This window comes from Leucobacter iarius (genome assembly GCF_039530105.1).
In the GTDB taxonomy this organism is placed as follows: domain Bacteria; phylum Actinomycetota; class Actinomycetes; order Actinomycetales; family Microbacteriaceae; genus Leucobacter; species Leucobacter iarius.
The window spans coordinates 1,000,540-1,015,994 of sequence record NZ_BAAAOB010000001.1 but is presented as its reverse complement, the minus strand read 5'-3'; the positions used below and the strand labels follow the sequence as shown (position 1 = coordinate 1,015,994).

The following is a 15,455-nucleotide window of genomic DNA, read 5'->3' as shown; positions in this document are numbered from 1 at the left end:
CTCTGCCTATCGCTGGGCGGCGGGGCCGGAGCCCGGGCCGTCGTGCTGGTCGCCGTCGGATTCGGCGTCGTGCGTGGCCTGCCACATGAGCTCGGCCCAGTCGAGCTCACCGGTGACCGGCGGAGCCGGCTTCGCGGGATCCGGCTCGGGTGCCGCGGGCAGCTCGATGGGATCGAGTGCGGGTGCTGCGGGCTCGGGCTCCTGCTCGGGCTCGGGCTCGGGTTCCGGCTCCGATGCAGGCTCAGGTTCCGGCTCGGACTCGGGTGCGGGGTCGGTCGCCTCGGTCACGGACTCGACCGGATCGACGGAGTCGTTCTCGGGTTCGGCCGGCTCGGCTTCGGAGTCGAGGGGCAGGCCCAGACGCTCGAGCAGCGCGGAGAGCTCGGGCGAGACCTCGGCCTCGGCCCCCTGATCGGGGTGCTCGTCGGATCCGCTGGGATCGATGTCTGCCACGGGCGCGGCGACAGGCGCTTCTCCCGCCGGCTCCGGCTCCGGCTCCGGCTCCGGCTCCGGTGGGATTGTCGCGGTCGCCGGGACCGGCAGGATCGCGGTCTCGGCCAGCGGCTCGATCGGAGCGGACTCCCCCGGCACCGGCACTGACGCCGGCACGAACGAGTCGGCCTCGAGCGTCGCCTCCGGAACCTCCGCGGCCTCCGCTTCCGGAACCTCCGACTCCTCCGGGTCTTCCGAGGAGACCTCGTCGATCTGCTCGGCCAGCGGGGGCAGCTCGGGCGCGACGGCATCCTCGGCCACGTGCTCGATCGCCGAGACCGGCGCCGCCACGGCCGACGACGCGAGGCCGTCAGTCACGACCGGCAGGACCGGCGCGTCCGCGCCGAGCACGTCGGTGCCCGCGGCGTCCGATTCGACCGCACCGGCACCCGCCATTGCGAGCGCGGGTGCGCCGACGGCTGCCGCAGCCGTAGCCGCAGCACCACCGCCGAGCTTCGGACGACGTCCGCCGCCCGTGCGGCGCCCGGCACGGCGCTCCTTGCGTCGCTCGCGACCGTGCTCGACCGCGTAGTAGAGGGTGGGCAGCACGACGAGGGTCAGCACGGTCGAGGAGAGCAGACCGCCGATCACCACGACCGCGAGCGGCTGCGAGATGAATCCGCCGGATCCCGTGATGCCGAGGCCCATGGGCACGAGCGCCAGGATCGTCGCGAGCGCCGTCATGACGATGGGGCGCAGACGCAGGGAGGCGCCGTGCATCACCGCGTGATGCAGGCTCTCGCCCCGGTCGCGCAACTGGTTCACGAGGTCGATGAGCACGATCGCATTGGTCACGACGATGCCCACGAGCATGAGCACGCCGATGAGCGAGGCGACACCGAGCGGGATGCCCGAGAGGATGAGGAGCAGGATCGCGCCGGTCGCCGCGAACGGCACCGAGATGAGCAGCAGCAGCGGCTGCAGCAGGCTGCGGAAGGTCGCGACCATGACCACGTAGACGATGAGGATCGCGGCGAGCAGCGCGAGGCCGAGCTGCCCGAAGGCCTCGCCCTGCTGCGACATGACGCCGCCGATCTGGGCGTTCGCCCCGCTGGGCAGCTTGACCGAGTCGAGGGCCTTGTTGACCTGCGTGCCCGCGGCGCTGAGGTCGTCGCCCTTCGGCAGCGCCGACACCGTGACGATGCGCGCACCGTCCTCGCTCTTCACCGAGACCGGACCGTCGGCGACCTTGACAGTCGCGAGGTTGTCGAGGCGGACCTCGCCCGACTGGGTCTGCACGGGCAGCGCCTTGACCGCCGCCTCGTTCGCGGGGGCCGTTCCGAGCGACAGGTAGACGGACGTGGTGGTGGAGTCGAGCACGACCTGGCCGACCTGCGCCGGCTGCATGCGCTGCGCGACCATGCCCGCGACCGCGGCCTCGCTGAGGCCGGCCTGCGTTGCCTTGTCGCGGTCGACGATCACCTGCAGGTAGGGGCGGGACTGGCCGAGATCGCTCTCGACCTGGATCAGGCCCTTCTGCTTCTTGAGCTCCGCGACCATGGCGTCGCTCGCGGCGACCAGGGTCTTCTGGTCGGGAGCGGTGACCTGCACCTCGATGGCGCTGGACTGGGTGATGCCGCCGCCCGAGCTGCCGATCGAGAAGTCGCCGGCGTCCTTCAGGCCGTCGACGGCCGTACGGATCCGATCCTGGACCGCGGCCTGATCGGCGTTCTCGCGCGTGGTGATCGCGTAGGTCACGCTGCCGTCGCTGCCCCCGCCGCCGAACATGGCCGCGGCGCCGCCCGAGCTGCCGATCGTGACCTGCACGGTCTCGACGTCGGAGATCTTCTTGAGCTCGGCTTCGACCCGCTCGGCCTGCTTCAGCTGCGCGTCGAGGCTCGTGCCCGGCGCGAGGGCCTGGGTGAGGCCGACCGAGTTCTGCTCATCCGAACCGAGGAAGTTCGTCTTCATGAGCGGCGCGGCCGCCATGGTCCCCGCGAAGATCGCGACGGCGACGCCGAGCGTGATGATGGGGTGCGCGAGGGTCCACCCGATGATCGGGCGGTATCCGCGCTGCATCGCGTTCTCGGGCTCGTCGTCGATGGCCGGCCCCGAGTGCTCGGCCGCGTGCGCCGTGTTCCCCGCGGCGTGGGCAGGAGCGTGCTTCACCCGGATGAACCAGTAGGCCAGCACGGGCACGATGGTGAGCGCGACGAGCAGCGAGGCGATGAGCGCGATGGTCACCGTGAACGCGAACGGACGGAACAGCTCGCCGACCATGCCGCTGACGAAGGCCATAGGCAGGAACACGGCGACCGTCGTCGCCGTCGACGCCGTGATGGCGCCCGCGACCTCGCGCACCGCCGCGACGATCGCGGGCCCCCGGTCGGTGACGCCCGGATGCGAGAGGTGCCGCTTGATGTTCTCGATGACCACGATCGAGTCGTCGACCACGCGGCCGATCGAGATGGTCAGCGCGCCGAGCGTCAGCATGTTCAGCGTGTAGTCGGCGAAGTTGAGCCCGATGAAGGTCAGCAGGACCGAGGTCGGGATGGAGATGGCGGTGACGATGGTCGCCCGCACCGAGAGCAGGAACACCAGGATCACGATGATCGCGAAGCCGAGTCCGAGCAGCCCCTCGGTGGTCAGCGAGTGGATCGAGCGCTCCACGTAGGGCGCTTGGTCGAAGACGACCGTCAGCTTGGCGCCGTCGAGCTCCTTCTCGAGCTTCGGCAGCTCGTCGTGCACGGCCTTCGAGACGTCGACCGTGTTGGCCGAGGAGATCTTGGTGACGCCGATGGTGACGGCCGGCTTGCCGTCGACGCGGGAGATGCCCTGCACGGGATTCGGCTCGAGCGCGACCTTGGCCACGTCGCCGATGGTGACCGTGGGCAGCGGCTCCGTGGCGGTCTGCCCCTGCGCGGTGCCCTGGCTCTGCCCCTGGCCCTGCGCGGCCGCGCTCTGCTCCTGCTGCTGACCCGGGCGCGGCGCCTGCTGCTGCGCGGCCTGCTGCTGCGCCTTCGCCGCGAGCAGTTCGGGGCTGCGCACGAGCGGCAGCGCTGCGATGTCGTCGACGCTGGAGATCTTGGAGCCGGCCTGCACGGCGAGCGTGCGATCGCCGTCGGTCACGGTGCCGGCGGCGACGAGCACGCCGTTCTGCTGGAGCGCATCGGTGATCGACTGCGCGGTCAGGGCTTCCTCGCCCAGCTTCGCGAGGTCGGGGGTCACGGTGACGCGGTCGCCGCGAGCGCCGACGAGCTGGGCGTCGCGCACGCCCGTGAGGTCCTTGATCTTGGGGACCGCGAGGCGCTCGACCGCCTTCGCCGTGGTCTCGGCGTCGCCGCCCGAGGGCGGGGTCACGGCGATCTGCACCACCGGGAAGTCGTCGATGCTGCCCGACATGACCTGCGGGTCGACGTCCTTCGGCAGCACCTTCGAGAGCCGGCTGATGGCCCGCTCCACCTTCTGCTGCGTGGCGGCGGTGTCGACGCCGTAGGTGAACTGCGCGACCACGGTCGAAGCGCCCGTCGACGAGGTCGCCGTGGTGTGCTCGAGGTTCGGCACGCTCTTGAGCGCGGTCTCGATCGGACCCGAGACGTCGTTGCTCACCACCTCGGGAGAGGCGCCCGGGTAGCTGGTGATGACCGCCACGGCCGGGTATTCGACCGAGGGCATGAGCTCCTGCTTCAGGGAGCCGATGCTGATCACTCCGAAGACCGCGGCGACCACCGTGACGAGTGCGATGAGCGCGCGGTTCTTCAGGCTGAGCCTGGTGAGGAGATGCATGGGCCTCATTCTTCCATGCGCGGGTGACACGGCGGCCCCGCGCGGGTGGATAATGCTGCAATGCCGTTTCGCACCCGCCGCACCCTCGGTGCCGTCACCCCAGCGGACTTCGAGCGTCTGGCGCAGCTGAGGCGCATGCAGGCCATCGCGCTGGGACTCCTCATCGCGATGGGCGTGGTCTTCGTCGTCTCGTTCGCCCTGCAGCAGCGGTTCCCCTGGCTGGGCTACGTGCGCGCCGCCAGCGAGGGAGGCATGGTCGGCGCCCTCGCCGACTGGTTCGCCGTCACCGCCCTGTTCCGGCACCCGCTCGGGCTCCGGATCCCCCACACCAATCTGATCTCGAACAAGAAGGACGAGATCGGCGAGGGACTGGGGTCCTTCATCGAGGAGAACTTCCTCGCGGACGACGTCGTCCACGCCAAGCTCTCCGAGATCAGCGGCGCGCGCATGGCCGGCGAGTGGCTGCGCGATCCCGGCAACGCCGAGCGCGCGGGCACGATCCTGTCCGAGGCCGGCACCGCCGCGCTCACAGTGCTCGACGATCGCGATGTGCAGGACCTCATCGAGGGGCTCGTGCGCAAGCACGTCGTCGATCCGAAGTGGGGGCCCACCGTGGGCCACGGCCTGGAGACGGTGCTCGACGCGGGCCACCACGAATCGCTCATCGACATTGCGGCGGATCACCTGGAGCACTGGCTCGTCGCCCATCCCGAGGCCTTCGACCGGGTCGTCTCCTCCCGCCTGCCCAGCTGGGTGCCGAGCATCGTCGACCGCTTCGTCGACAACCGCCTGCACGCCGAGGCCGTGCGCTTCGCTCAGAACGTGGCGAGGGACCGCTCGCACCCGTTCCGCGCGGCGGCGAACAGCTTCCTGCACGATCTGGCCCGGGACCTCGGGCAGAAGCCCGAGCTGCAGGATCAGCTGGAAGCGCTGAAGCACGAGATCTTCGACAGCCCCCGCATCCGAGCCCTCGCCGCGAGCACCTGGGCCTCCGCCCGCGCCGCGCTCGTCGAGATGCTCGCCGACCCGTCGAGCGAGCTACGCACCCGGCTGGTCTCGGCGATGCAGGACTTCGGCCGCCGCCTCCTCGAGGACGCCACCCTGCAGTACAAGATCGACGTCTGGGTGATGAACGCGGTCGAGCACGTCGTCCGACGCTCGCGCCACGAGATCGCGAGCGTCGTCACCGAGACGGTGCAGCGGTGGGACGCCAGCGAGGCCGCCGAGAAGATCGAGCTCCAGGTCGGCAAGGACCTGCAGTTCATCCGGATCAACGGCACCGTGGTCGGCTCGCTCGCCGGTCTCGCGATCTACACGATCGCGACCCTGGTCATCGCCCCGCTCGTGAGCTGAGCCCGCCCGGCCTCGGTCCGCGCCGCGCTACTGCGCGAAGGCGATCGGCAGCTGCATGTCCTGCACCCGATCCTGCGCCGCGGTGTGATCGGCGCGCGTGGTGATGGCGCAGGCCACCTTGCGGCAGTCGAGGCCGTCCGAGCTCGCCTCCGGTACGAGCACGCGGGCGGTGAACGCGCCCTTCGCCGCGTCGGCGTAGCCGTGGCTCGCGAACGCCTTCCAGGCCCAGTCGTCGGTGATCCAGACGCTCGGCTGCGCGCCCTCCTTCGCGGCCTTCCCCCGCTCGGCTCCCTTCGGGATCCCGCCGAGGCACGGCGACGGCTTGCGGCCCGGCTCGGCCGGGATCGCGCACACGCCGACGTATATGCCGATCGACGCATCGAAGCCGGTCCCGGTCACCACGAGTTCGCTCCCCGGCGCGACTCGCGCGAGATCCGCGGGCTTCCCGTCGGGTGTGCGCACCTCGACGGTGCGCGTGCGACCGTCGGCGCCGGTGGCCGTCGACTCGCTCGCGAAGCCCTGCGGGACGGCCTGTCCCGAGCCTCCGGCGCTCTGGTGGGTCAGGATCGGCACGAGGATCGCGACCACGGCGACGAGCACGACGACGGCGACGGCGAGCACGGCGATCAGGATCGCTCGAGCCGGGCGTCGTCTGGGCTGGGTTGCACTCACGCGATCATGCTAGCTCGCGGGCGTGGGCGAAGCGGACCGTGATAAGCTTGCGCCCATACGTCGATATTGTCAGGTCCATGCCTCGCGGAACATTCTTTCGCGGGGCCCGAATGTGTAAGGGGGTCACGCATGGGGCGCGGCCGTCAAAAGGCAAAGCACACCAAGGTCGCACGGGAGCTGAAATATTTCAGCCCCAACACCGACCTGTCTCAGCTGCAGCGAGAGCTCGCAGCGGGGCAGCATTCGGACGAAGATGCGTGGGCCGAATACGCTGACAAGTACAACGACGACTCCGGCGACGAAGAGGAGAAGTGAGGCAGGTCCTCACCCTCTGAGCCGAACGCCCCGTGCGACGGGGCGTTCGTCGTTTCTCACGCACGAGACCGTGCGATCACGTCCCCGACGTTCGTGATCGCACGGTCTTCTTGCTGTCCGGGCAACCACCGGTTCCGCTGCGGTACGGCGGATGCGCTGCTGGCGGGCACCGACTCGGTCGGTGCCCGCCCTCGGCGGTGTCGCTCCGCGATCGCGGAGCATCAGGTCACGAACGCTATGCCGCGAACGCTCCGGTGAGGCGCACGGCGCCGCCGTCGACGCCCTTGGCCCCCTGCTCGAAGCCGGTGAAGTCGCGGGCCGAGGTCGAGACGGTACCCGTCTGCCAGACCGTGAGGCCCTCGGCGCGCAGCCGCTCGGCGACCCGCTCGGCGCGCGCGGCCTCGACCACGGCGAACATGCCGATGCCGAGGTTCCAGGCGCCCTCGACCGATTCGAGCGAGTGCCCGCCCAGATCGGCGAGGTGACGGAACACGGGCAGCGGCGACCAGCTGGCGCGGTCAACCTCGGTCCAGGAGCCGACCGGCAGCACGCGGGCGAGGTTCGCCGCGATGCCGCCTCCGGTGACGTGGCTGAGCGCGTGGATCGCGCCGTCGAGCTCGGGATCTTCGATCGCGCGGAGCAGCGGCGAGGTGTAGAGCGCGGTCGGCACGAGCAGCGCCTCGCCATAGCTCGAGCCGAGCTCGGCGCTGTGGTCGGCGTAGCCGATGCCGCGTTCGGCGAGGATGTGGCGCACGAGCGAGAAGCCGTTGGAGTGCAGACCGGACGCGCCCATCGCGAGCACGACGTCGCCGTCGGCGACGCGCTCGGGCCCGAGCACGCGGTCGGCCTCGACCACGCCGACGGCCGCGCCGGCCACGTCGTAGTCGTCGACGCCCAGCAGGCCGGGGTGCTCGGCGGTCTCCCCGCCGACGAGGGCGGTGCCGGTGGCCTCGCAGGCTTCGGCGATGCCGCGGACGATGTCGGCGATGCGCTGCGGAACGACCTTGCCGCAGGCGATGTAGTCGGTCATGGCGAGCGGCTTCGCGCCGACCACCACGATGTCGTCGACGATCATGGCGACGAGATCCTGGCCGATGGTGTGGTGGATGTCCATGGCCTGCGCGATCGCGACCTTGGTGCCGACGCCGTCGGTCGCGCTCGCGAGCAGCGGGCGGCGGTACTCCTTGAGCGCCGACGCGTCGAAGAGGCCGGCGAAACCGCCCACCCCGCCGATGACCTCGGGACCGTGGGTCCGCGCCACCGCGGACTTCATCAGCTCGACGGCGAGGTCACCCGCAGCAGTATCGACTCCGGACTGGGCATAGATCGACGAGTTCTCGCTCACCCTGCCAGCGTACCCGGTCGCGGCCGCAGTCCAGGCCGGATGTGGGAGACTGGTCGGAGTCTCGTTTTCGTGGCCTCCCGCCCGTCTCGTTAGGGGAACACACGCAGCATGTGTGGCATCGTCGGCATCGTCTCATCGGATCCCGTCAACCAGCAGATCTATGACAGCCTCCTTCTGCTGCAGCATCGCGGACAGGACTCGACGGGCATCGCGACCGCCGAGGGCGACCAGTTCCACATGGTCAAGGCACGCGGACAGGTGCGCGAGGCGTACCGCACCCGCGACATGCGCAGCCTCGCCGGCACCGTCGGCCTCGGGCACGTGCGCTACGCGACACGCGGCAACGCCCACCGCGAGGAGGAGGCGCAGCCGTTCTACGTGAACGCCCCCTACGGCATCATCCTCGTGCACAACGGCAACCTGACGAACACGCGCGAGCTCACCGCGGAGCTCTACAACGTGGATCGCCGCCACCTCAACACCCACTCGGACACCGAGCTGCTGCTCAACGTGCTCGCCAACGAGCTGCAGTCGGGCATCCGCGGGCTCTCGTCGCTCGGCATCGACCAGGTGTTCGATGCCGTCGCGCGGGTGCACCGCAGGATCGAGGGCTCCTACTCCGTGATCTCGATGATCGCCGGGCACGGCCTGCTCGCCTTCCGCGATCCCTTCGGGATCCGCCCGCTCGTGCTCGGTCGCCGGTCGACCGAACAGGGCGACGACTGGATCGTCGCGTCCGAGTCGCTCGTGCTCGAGTCCGGCGGCTACGAGGTCGTGCGCGACGTCGAGCCCGGCGAAGCGATCCTCATCTCGCCCGACGGCACGATGTCGTCGCGCCAGTGCGCGCAGAACCCCGAGCTGGTGCCCTGCGCCTTCGAGTACATCTACCTCGCGCGCCCCGACTCCGTGCTCAGCGGCATCTCGGTCTACGAGGCGCGGCTGCGGCTCGGCAACGAGCTCGCCGACCAGGTCCGCGCCGAGCTGCCGGATCTCGATATCGACGTCGTCATGCCGATCCCCGACTCGGGCCGACCGAGCGCCATGCAGCTCGCGCAGCGCCTCGGCGTGCCCTACCGCGAGGGCTTCTTCAAGAACCACTACGTCGGCCGCACGTTCATCATGCCCGGACAGGCGGTGCGCAAGCGCAGCGTTCGGCAGAAGCTGAACGCGATGCACGCCGAGTTCCGCGGCAAGAACGTGCTGCTCGTCGACGACTCGATCGTGCGCGGCACCACCTCGCGCGAGATCGTCGAGATGGCCCGTGCAGCCGGCGCCAAGTCGGTCACCTTCGCGTCCGCCGCTCCCCCGGTGCTGTTCCCCCACGTCTACGGCATCAACATGCCGACGCGCGCCGAGCTCATCGCGCACGGTCGCACCACCGAGGAGATCGCCGCCGAGCTGGGCGCCGACCACCTCATCTACCAGACCGTCGAGGGCATGGACCGGGCCATCATGGCCGGCCAGAGCCATGTGACCCGGCTCGAACAGAGCTGCTTCACGGGCGAGTACATCGCCGGCGACGTCGACGAGGAGTACCTCGCCTGGGTGGAGTCGAGCCAGACCAGCTAGTCGGGTTGGGCGCGGCGGTTTCGAGCAACGAGCCGCTCCCAACGCTCACCGAAGCACAAAGAAAGCGGGCGATCACCGAGGTGATCGCCCGCTTTCGCAGTTCGTGGGGAGCCGCTACGGCTTCTCGGGAGCCGGCTTGCCCGAATCGGGGTCAGCGGATTCCGACTTCGCGGTGCCGTCGGCCTCGGCCGGCTTGTCGGCGTCGTTCGAGACCTCCTTGCGGAGGATCCGTGCGGACTGGCCCAGGCTCTTGGCGAGCGCCGGCAGCTTCGGCGCGCCGAAGAGCAGCAGGATGATGAAGAGGATGATGACGAAGTGCCATCCGCTCAGGTTGCCAAGCATGTGGGATCGCTCCGATCGAGTCGAGGTCTGTGTCTATCGTACGTCAGTCAGCTCTGCCGTGGCAGAACCGGTTCGCCGACGTGCGACGGCGCCGAGGATGACGGCCAGGATCCCGCCGAGCATCAGGCCGATGCCAGCGCCGATCATGCCGGTGAACCCGGCGACCTGCACCATCGAGTACTCGCCCACCGCGGGGTTGTTCTGGATGGGGAGGAACAGGCAGGCGATCGCGCTCACCAGGCCGCCCAGGATCGCGAAACCGACGACGACGCGGCCGTAGCGCACCGAGCGGCGCACGCCCACCTCGACCTCGGTGACCGTGGCGACCGCGGCCGGGACGGCCGCCTCGGCGCCCTCGGGCGCGGTCGACTGGGCCGAGTCGGCGGACTCGGGGATCACGGCATCGGCGGTACTCATACCCCTATTGTCTCAGGTTCGCCTGTGAACCGGATCCGGTGCCGCCGGGCGGCGGGTACCGGCGGCGGGCCCGCTCAGCCGAGCCAGGTCGGCCGGATCAGCGGGAGCAGCGGCGCGAGGTCGGTGCGCAGGCCCGAGGCGATGACCCGGGTGCTGCCGAGCGCATCCTCCCAGGCGAGTCCGCCCGTTCCAAGCGCGACCCACGTCTCGGGGTCGGTCTCGATCACGCTCGGGGGCGTGCCCCGCGTGTGCTTCGGGCCGGCGACGCACTGCACGGCGCCGAACGGCGGCACCCGCACCTCGACGGCGTTGCCCGGGGCCCGCTCGGCGAGCTCCTCCAGCAGGAACCGCACGGCCGTGGCCCGATTGCCCCGGTCCGTCGCGCCCTCGAGCACCGCGCGCACGGCCGCGCGCCCCTCGCCGTCCCCGATCCTGCGCTTCGCCATGCGATCCACTCTAGAGCCGGCTCCCGCTACTCTGGAGCGGTGAAGATCCTCGTGCTGGGCCCGGGTGCCCGCGAACACGCCATCGTCCGCGCCCTGCTCGCCGAAGCGGCCGAGCACGAGATCGTCTGCGCTCCCGGCAACGCCGGGATCGCGGCGGAGGGCGTCGAGACGCCCGAGCTCGCCTACACCGACCCCGAGGCCGTCGCGGCGTTCGTGCGGGATCGCGGCTTCGACCTCGTCGTGGTCGGCCCCGAGGCCCCGCTCGTCGCGGGCGTCGCAGATCCGCTGCGCGCCGCGGGCGTGCCGGTGTTCGGCCCCGACGCCGCCGCCGCGCAGCTCGAGGGATCCAAGGCGTTCGCGAAGCGGATCATGGACGAGGCCGGCGTGCCGACCGGCCGCGCGGCCCGCGTCGCGTCGGTCGAGGAGGCCGGCCCCGTGCTCGACGAGTTCGGCGCCCCCTACGTGGTCAAGGCCGACGGCCTCGCCGCGGGCAAGGGCGTGCTCGTCACCGAGGATCGCGCCGCCGCGCTCGATCACGTCGCCACCTGGGCCCCGCACGGCGAGGTCCTGGTCGAGGAGTTCCTCGACGGCCAGGAGGTCTCGCTCTTCTTCTTCGCCGACGGCCACGACGTGCTGCCGCTCACCCCGGCGCAGGATTACAAGCGCATCTTCGACGGCGACGCGGGTCCCAACACCGGCGGCATGGGCGCCTACTCGCCGCTGCCGTGGCTGCCGGGCGGGGTCGACGCGTTCGTCGAGGAGATCACCCGCACCGTCGCGCTGCCCACCGTGCGCCGGCTCGAGGCCGAGGGCACCCCGTTCTCGGGTCTGCTCTACTGCGGCCTCATCGTGACGTCGAAGGGCGTGCGCGTCATCGAATTCAACGCGCGCTTCGGCGATCCCGAGACGCAGGTCGTGCTCGCCCGCCTCGAGTCGCCGCTGAGCCGCTACCTGCTCGCCTCGGCGCAGGGCGCCCTCGCCGAGCTGCCCGCCCCCGAGTTCTCCGACGAGCCCGCCGTGATCGTCGTGGTCGCGAGCGAGGGCTACCCGGGCGACGTGACCACCGGCCGCGAGCTGACCGGGCTCGACACCGCTGCCGAGGTGCCGGGCGTGCACCTCGTGCACGCCGCCACCGCGCGCACCGACGACGGAGGCTGGATCGCGACCGGCGGCCGCGTGCTCGGCGTCGTCGCGCGCGGCGAGGACTTCGCCGCGGCCCGCGCCCGCGCCTACGACGCGGTCGACCGCATCGGGCTCGAGGGCGGCCAGCACCGCACCGACATCGCCGCGCGCGTCGCGAACTGACCAGGAGGATCCCGTGACCCAGCTCCCCGCACCGCTCGAGCTCGCCGGGTGGACCCACGTCTATTCGGGCAAGGTCCGCGACCTGTACGTGCCCGAGGGGCGCACCCGCGACGACTCCCCCGTGCTGCTCGTCGTGGCGAGCAACCGGGTCAGCGCGTTCGACCACGTGCTCGATCCCGAGATCCCCGGCAAGGGCGCGCTGCTCACCGAGCTCTCGAACTGGTGGTTCGACCGGATCGAGCTGCCCAACCACCTCGTGCCCGCCGGGACCGACGGCGTCCCGCCGGTGCCCGCCGAGGTCGCCGACCGCGCCGTCGTCAGCCGCCGCCTCGAGATGCACCCCGTCGAGTGCGTCGTGCGCGGCGCGCTGACCGGATCCGGCTACGCCGAGTACACCCGCACCGGGGCGGTGTGCGGCATCGAGCTGCCCGCGGGGATCGCCGACGGCGACCTGCTGCCCGAGCCGATCTACACCCCCGCCTACAAGGCGCCCCTCGGCGAGCACGACGAGAACATCACCTACGAGCGCTCGGTCGAGCTCGTCGGCGCCGAGGCTGCGGCTGCGCTGCGCGACGCCTCGCTCGCGATCTTCACCGCGGCGCGCGAGCTCGCGGCCGAGCGCGGTGTGATCCTCGCCGACACCAAGTTCGAGTTCGGCATCGACCCCGCCACCGGCGAGCTGGTGCTCGCCGACGAGGTGCTCACGAGCGACTCGTCGCGGTACTGGGACGGCGGGATCTACGCCGCCGGCGGCCCCGGCCGCCTGGCCAGCTTCGACAAGCAGATCGTGCGCGACTGGCTCGCGGCGAACTGGGACAAGCAGGGCGTGCCGCCCGTGCTGCCCTCCGAGATCGTCGAGCGCACGCGCGAGCGCTACCAGGAGCTGCTCGACCGCCTGACCTCTTAGACCATCGCGAGCGCGGTCCCGTTTCGGCCCGCTCTTGCGCCGCCCGATCGCCTCGGCGACACTGACGGCATGGAACAGCGGGTCAGCTTCATCACCCTCGCGGTCGCGGACGTCGCACGCAGCCGAGCCTTCTACGTCGACGGCCTCGGCTGGACGCCGATCTTCGAGGACGACGAGGTGGTGATGCTGCCCGTCGGTGCGCACCTGATCCTGTCGCTCTGGAGCGTCGAAGGCTTCACCTCCGAGATCGGTGAGGCCCCGGCCGAAGGCCTCGCCCCGATCACCCTCGCGCACAACGTCGCTACCGAGGCGGAGGCCGACGCGGTCCTCGCACTCGCCGAGACGCTCGGGGCCGTCGCGCAGCCCGCGCAGCGCCGCGAGTGGGGCGGCTACTCGGGCTACTTCCGCGACCCCGACGGGTTCCGCTGGGAGATCGCGGTCAACCCGGGCGAGAGCGGCGCGTACGTGCTGCCGTGATCCTGCGGGAATGCCCGCGGTACCCGGAGCGTTCCAGCAGGACGACCCGACCCCGCCCCCACCGGAAAGCCGACGCACCGCTCATGACCGCCCAGCTCCAGACCGACCTGCTGCCCGACGCTACCGCGATGGGCGCGGTCACGCTCGCCGTCGCCGATCTCGACCGCATGCTCGACTTCTACCACGGCGCGATGGGCCTGCAGGTGCTCGCTCAGGAGCGCGGCACCGCGATCCTCGGCCGCCGAGGCGTACCCGTGCTGGTGCTCGACCAGGACGGCGCGCTCGCGCACGCCCCGGCGACGGCGGCCGGGCTGTACCACACGGCGTTCCTCTTCGAATCGGCCGCCGAGCTCGCCTCGGTCGTCGCCTCCGTCGCCCGCGGCTACGCCGCCCGGTTCCAGGGATCCAGCGACCACCTCGTGTCGGAGGCCTTCTACTTCGCGGACCCCGAGGGCAACGGCGTCGAGCTCTACGTCGACCGGCCGCGTGACACCTGGAGCATCGCGAACGGTGGCGAGATCACCATGGGGACGCTCCCCCTCGACCCGAACCGCTACCTGCAGGAGCACCTCACCGAGGCCGGATCCCTGGCGGTCGCCGACACACCCGCATCGGTGGGCCACGTGCACCTCAAGGTCGGCGACATCGCCTCGGCCCGCGCGTTCTACGTCGACACCCTCGGCTTCGCCGTCACCGCGACCCTGCGCGACCAGGCGCTCTTCGTCTCGGCCGGCGGATACCACCACCACCTCGGCATGAACACGTGGGAGTCGCGCGGCGCGGGCGAGCGGTCCCCCGCGCTCGGCCTCGGCGAGGTGACCATCGAGCTGCCCACCGCCGACGCGATCGGGGCGCTCTCGGAGCGGCTCGGATCCCGAGGCGTCGCCCGCGAGTTCGACGGCCGGGAACTCACCGTTCTCGACCCGTGGCGCAACCGGGTCCGCGTGCGGGTGAGCGGCTCCGAGTAGCCGGTAGACTGGCCGGAGCGCGACCGCGCCGATTCGATGCCAGCGCCGATGGACGGAGACCCGGGTGCCCACGATTGTTGTTGATGTCATGCCCAAGGCCGAGCTGCTCGACCCGCAGGGCAAGGCCACGTCGGGAGCCCTCGACCGCCTCGGTCACGGCCGCTTCCACGACGTCCGCATCGGCAAGCGCTTCGAGCTGAACGTCGACGGCGAGGTCACCGCGGAGGTGCTCGCCGAGGTGCGCACCGTCGCGAACGAGATCCTCTCGAACGCGGTCATCGAGGACGTCGTCGCGATCAGCGTCGACGGCGAGGCCGTAGCGGTCGAGGCCCAGTGATGTCGGCCCGCATCGGCGTCGTCACCTTCCCCGGCTCGCTCGACGACCGCGACGCGCAGCGCGCGATCCGCCTCGCCGGCGCCGAGCCCGTCGCCCTGTGGCACGCGGATCACGACCTGCAGGGCGTCGACGCGATCGTGCTGCCCGGCGGCTTCAGCTACGGCGACTACCTGCGCCCCGGCGCCATCGCCGCGGTGTCGCCCATCATGACCGAGGTCGTGTCCGCCGCGAAGGCGGGCATGCCCGTGCTCGGCATCTGCAACGGCTTCCAGGTGCTCGTCGAGGCGCACCTGCTGCCCGGCGGTCTGATCCGCAACGCGCACCAGCAGTTCATCCGCCGCGACCAGAAGCTCATCGTCGAGAACGCGCGCACCGCGTGGACGAGCGAGTTCGAGCAGGGCGAAGAGATCACCATCCCGCTGAAGAACGGCGACGGCGGCTACATCGCCGACGACGAGACGCTGAAGCGCATCGAGGGCGAGGGGCTCGTCGCGTTCCGCTACGCGGGCGTCAACCCCAACGGCTCCCTCAACGACATCGCGGGCCTCACCAACGAGCGCGGCAACGTGGTCGGCCTCATGCCGCACCCCGAACACGCGGTCGAGGCCGGCTTCGGCCCCGATACGCCCGAGGCGATGCGCTCGGGCCTCGACGGCGCGAAGTTCTTCACGAGCGCCGTGCAGGCGCTCGCCGCGCGGGTCTGACCCGCCGGCACCCCGCATACGACGAAGCCCGCCCGCCCCTCACGGGGTCGGGCGGGCTTCGTCGTCGTTGCGCGCGCTTT

At 71.1% G+C, this 15,455-nt stretch carries 15 protein-coding genes; 9 read left to right on the top strand and 6 right to left on the bottom strand.

Features of this window, described 5'->3' with window-relative positions; all coding sequences use genetic code 11:
* Nucleotides 1–6: 6 nt before the first annotated feature.
* A complete protein-coding gene (locus tag ABD169_RS04415; RefSeq protein WP_344029801.1) occupies nt 7–4,218 on the bottom strand; it encodes an efflux RND transporter permease subunit in 4,212 nt (1,403 codons plus the stop codon).
* Between the two features lie 60 nt (nt 4,219–4,278).
* On the opposite strand from ABD169_RS04415, the gene ABD169_RS04410 reads away from it, so the two are divergent.
* On the top strand, nt 4,279–5,571 hold the full coding sequence (locus ABD169_RS04410; RefSeq protein ID WP_344029798.1) for a DUF445 domain-containing protein: 1,293 nt from the start codon (nt 4,279–4,281) through the stop codon (nt 5,569–5,571).
* Between the two features lie 27 nt (nt 5,572–5,598).
* Here ABD169_RS04410 and ABD169_RS04405 read toward each other — a convergent pair whose 3' ends face one another.
* A complete protein-coding gene (locus ABD169_RS04405) occupies nt 5,599–6,243 on the bottom strand; it encodes a hypothetical protein (RefSeq protein WP_344029795.1) in 645 nt (214 codons plus the stop codon).
* Nucleotides 6,244–6,372: 129 nt separating this feature from the next.
* Here ABD169_RS04405 and ABD169_RS04400 point away from each other — a divergent pair, with 129 nt between their 5' ends.
* On the top strand, nt 6,373–6,558 hold the full coding sequence (locus tag ABD169_RS04400) for a DUF3073 domain-containing protein (protein WP_344029792.1): 186 nt from the start codon (nt 6,373–6,375) through the stop codon (nt 6,556–6,558).
* A 235-nt stretch (nt 6,559–6,793) separates the two neighbouring features.
* Here ABD169_RS04400 and purM read toward each other — a convergent pair whose 3' ends face one another.
* Complete coding sequence (gene purM / locus ABD169_RS04395) at nt 6,794–7,903, bottom strand: phosphoribosylformylglycinamidine cyclo-ligase (RefSeq protein WP_344029789.1); 1,110 nt, start codon at nt 7,901–7,903, stop codon at nt 6,794–6,796.
* 108 nt (nt 7,904–8,011) lie between these two features.
* Here purM and purF point away from each other — a divergent pair, with 108 nt between their 5' ends.
* Nucleotides 8,012–9,472, top strand: a complete 1,461-nt coding sequence (purF, locus tag ABD169_RS04390) for an amidophosphoribosyltransferase (RefSeq protein ID WP_046456037.1) — start codon at nt 8,012–8,014, stop codon at nt 9,470–9,472.
* A gap of 114 nt (nt 9,473–9,586) precedes the next feature.
* On the opposite strand, the gene tatA is transcribed toward purF, so the two are convergent.
* From tatA to ABD169_RS04375, 3 genes are all read right to left on the bottom strand, one after another.
* A complete protein-coding gene (gene tatA, locus ABD169_RS04385) occupies nt 9,587–9,814 on the bottom strand; it encodes a twin-arginine translocase TatA/TatE family subunit (protein WP_046456038.1) in 228 nt (75 codons plus the stop codon).
* Between the two features lie 33 nt (nt 9,815–9,847).
* The gene (locus ABD169_RS04380; RefSeq protein ID WP_046456039.1) at nt 9,848–10,231 is read right to left on the bottom strand and encodes a hypothetical protein; all 384 of its coding nucleotides are present in this window, start codon (nt 10,229–10,231) and stop codon (nt 9,848–9,850) included.
* Nucleotides 10,232–10,305: 74 nt separating this feature from the next.
* Nucleotides 10,306–10,677 (bottom strand): sterol carrier family protein, encoded by a 372-nt coding sequence (locus tag ABD169_RS04375; RefSeq protein WP_046456040.1) that lies wholly within the window; start codon nt 10,675–10,677, stop codon nt 10,306–10,308.
* Nucleotides 10,678–10,716: 39 nt separating this feature from the next.
* Between ABD169_RS04375 and purD the strand changes: the two genes are divergently transcribed.
* The 6 genes from purD (at nt 10,717) to purQ (ending at nt 15,375) form a co-directional block, all read left to right on the top strand.
* Entirely contained in the window at nt 10,717–11,982 is a 1,266-nt protein-coding gene (gene purD / locus ABD169_RS04370; RefSeq protein ID WP_344029784.1) for a phosphoribosylamine--glycine ligase, read from the top strand.
* A gap of 13 nt (nt 11,983–11,995) precedes the next feature.
* The gene (locus tag ABD169_RS04365; RefSeq protein ID WP_344029781.1) at nt 11,996–12,889 is read left to right on the top strand and encodes a phosphoribosylaminoimidazolesuccinocarboxamide synthase; all 894 of its coding nucleotides are present in this window, start codon (nt 11,996–11,998) and stop codon (nt 12,887–12,889) included.
* A 69-nt stretch (nt 12,890–12,958) separates the two neighbouring features.
* Nucleotides 12,959–13,366 (top strand): VOC family protein, encoded by a 408-nt coding sequence (locus tag ABD169_RS04360; protein WP_344029778.1) that lies wholly within the window; start codon nt 12,959–12,961, stop codon nt 13,364–13,366.
* Nucleotides 13,367–13,449: 83 nt separating this feature from the next.
* Nucleotides 13,450–14,334: a VOC family protein gene (locus ABD169_RS04355; protein ID WP_046456044.1), complete on the top strand. Its 885-nt coding sequence runs from the start codon at nt 13,450–13,452 to the stop codon at nt 14,332–14,334.
* Nucleotides 14,335–14,398: 64 nt separating this feature from the next.
* Nucleotides 14,399–14,671 carry a phosphoribosylformylglycinamidine synthase subunit PurS gene (gene purS / locus ABD169_RS04350; protein WP_046456045.1) on the top strand — a complete coding sequence of 91 codons (273 nt, stop codon included), beginning with the start codon at nt 14,399–14,401 and terminating at the stop codon, nt 14,669–14,671.
* Entirely contained in the window at nt 14,671–15,375 is a 705-nt protein-coding gene (gene purQ, locus ABD169_RS04345) for a phosphoribosylformylglycinamidine synthase subunit PurQ (RefSeq protein ID WP_344029773.1), read from the top strand. Before purS ends, purQ begins: the two co-directional genes overlap by 1 nt.
* Nucleotides 15,376–15,455 lie beyond the last annotated feature (80 nt).

Excerpts from the sequence above, each read along its gene's own strand:
- purQ (WP_344029773.1), top strand. The coding sequence starts at position 14,671 with ATGTCGGCCCGCATCGGCGTCGTCACCTTCCCCGGCTCGCTCGACGAC.
- ABD169_RS04410 (WP_344029798.1), top strand. The coding sequence starts at position 4,279 with ATGCCGTTTCGCACCCGCCGCACCCTCGGTGCCGTCACCCCAGCGGAC.
- ABD169_RS04380 (WP_046456039.1), bottom strand. The coding sequence starts at position 10,231 with ATGAGTACCGCCGATGCCGTGATCCCCGAGTCCGCCGACTCGGCCCAG.
- purF (WP_046456037.1), top strand. The coding sequence starts at position 8,012 with ATGTGTGGCATCGTCGGCATCGTCTCATCGGATCCCGTCAACCAGCAG.
- ABD169_RS04360 (WP_344029778.1), top strand. The coding sequence starts at position 12,959 with ATGGAACAGCGGGTCAGCTTCATCACCCTCGCGGTCGCGGACGTCGCA.
- ABD169_RS04375 (WP_046456040.1), bottom strand. The coding sequence starts at position 10,677 with ATGGCGAAGCGCAGGATCGGGGACGGCGAGGGGCGCGCGGCCGTGCGC.
- tatA (WP_046456038.1), bottom strand. The coding sequence starts at position 9,814 with ATGCTTGGCAACCTGAGCGGATGGCACTTCGTCATCATCCTCTTCATC.
- ABD169_RS04355 (WP_046456044.1), top strand. The coding sequence starts at position 13,450 with ATGACCGCCCAGCTCCAGACCGACCTGCTGCCCGACGCTACCGCGATG.
- ABD169_RS04415 (WP_344029801.1), bottom strand. The coding sequence starts at position 4,218 with ATGCATCTCCTCACCAGGCTCAGCCTGAAGAACCGCGCGCTCATCGCA.
- ABD169_RS04400 (WP_344029792.1), top strand. The coding sequence starts at position 6,373 with ATGGGGCGCGGCCGTCAAAAGGCAAAGCACACCAAGGTCGCACGGGAG.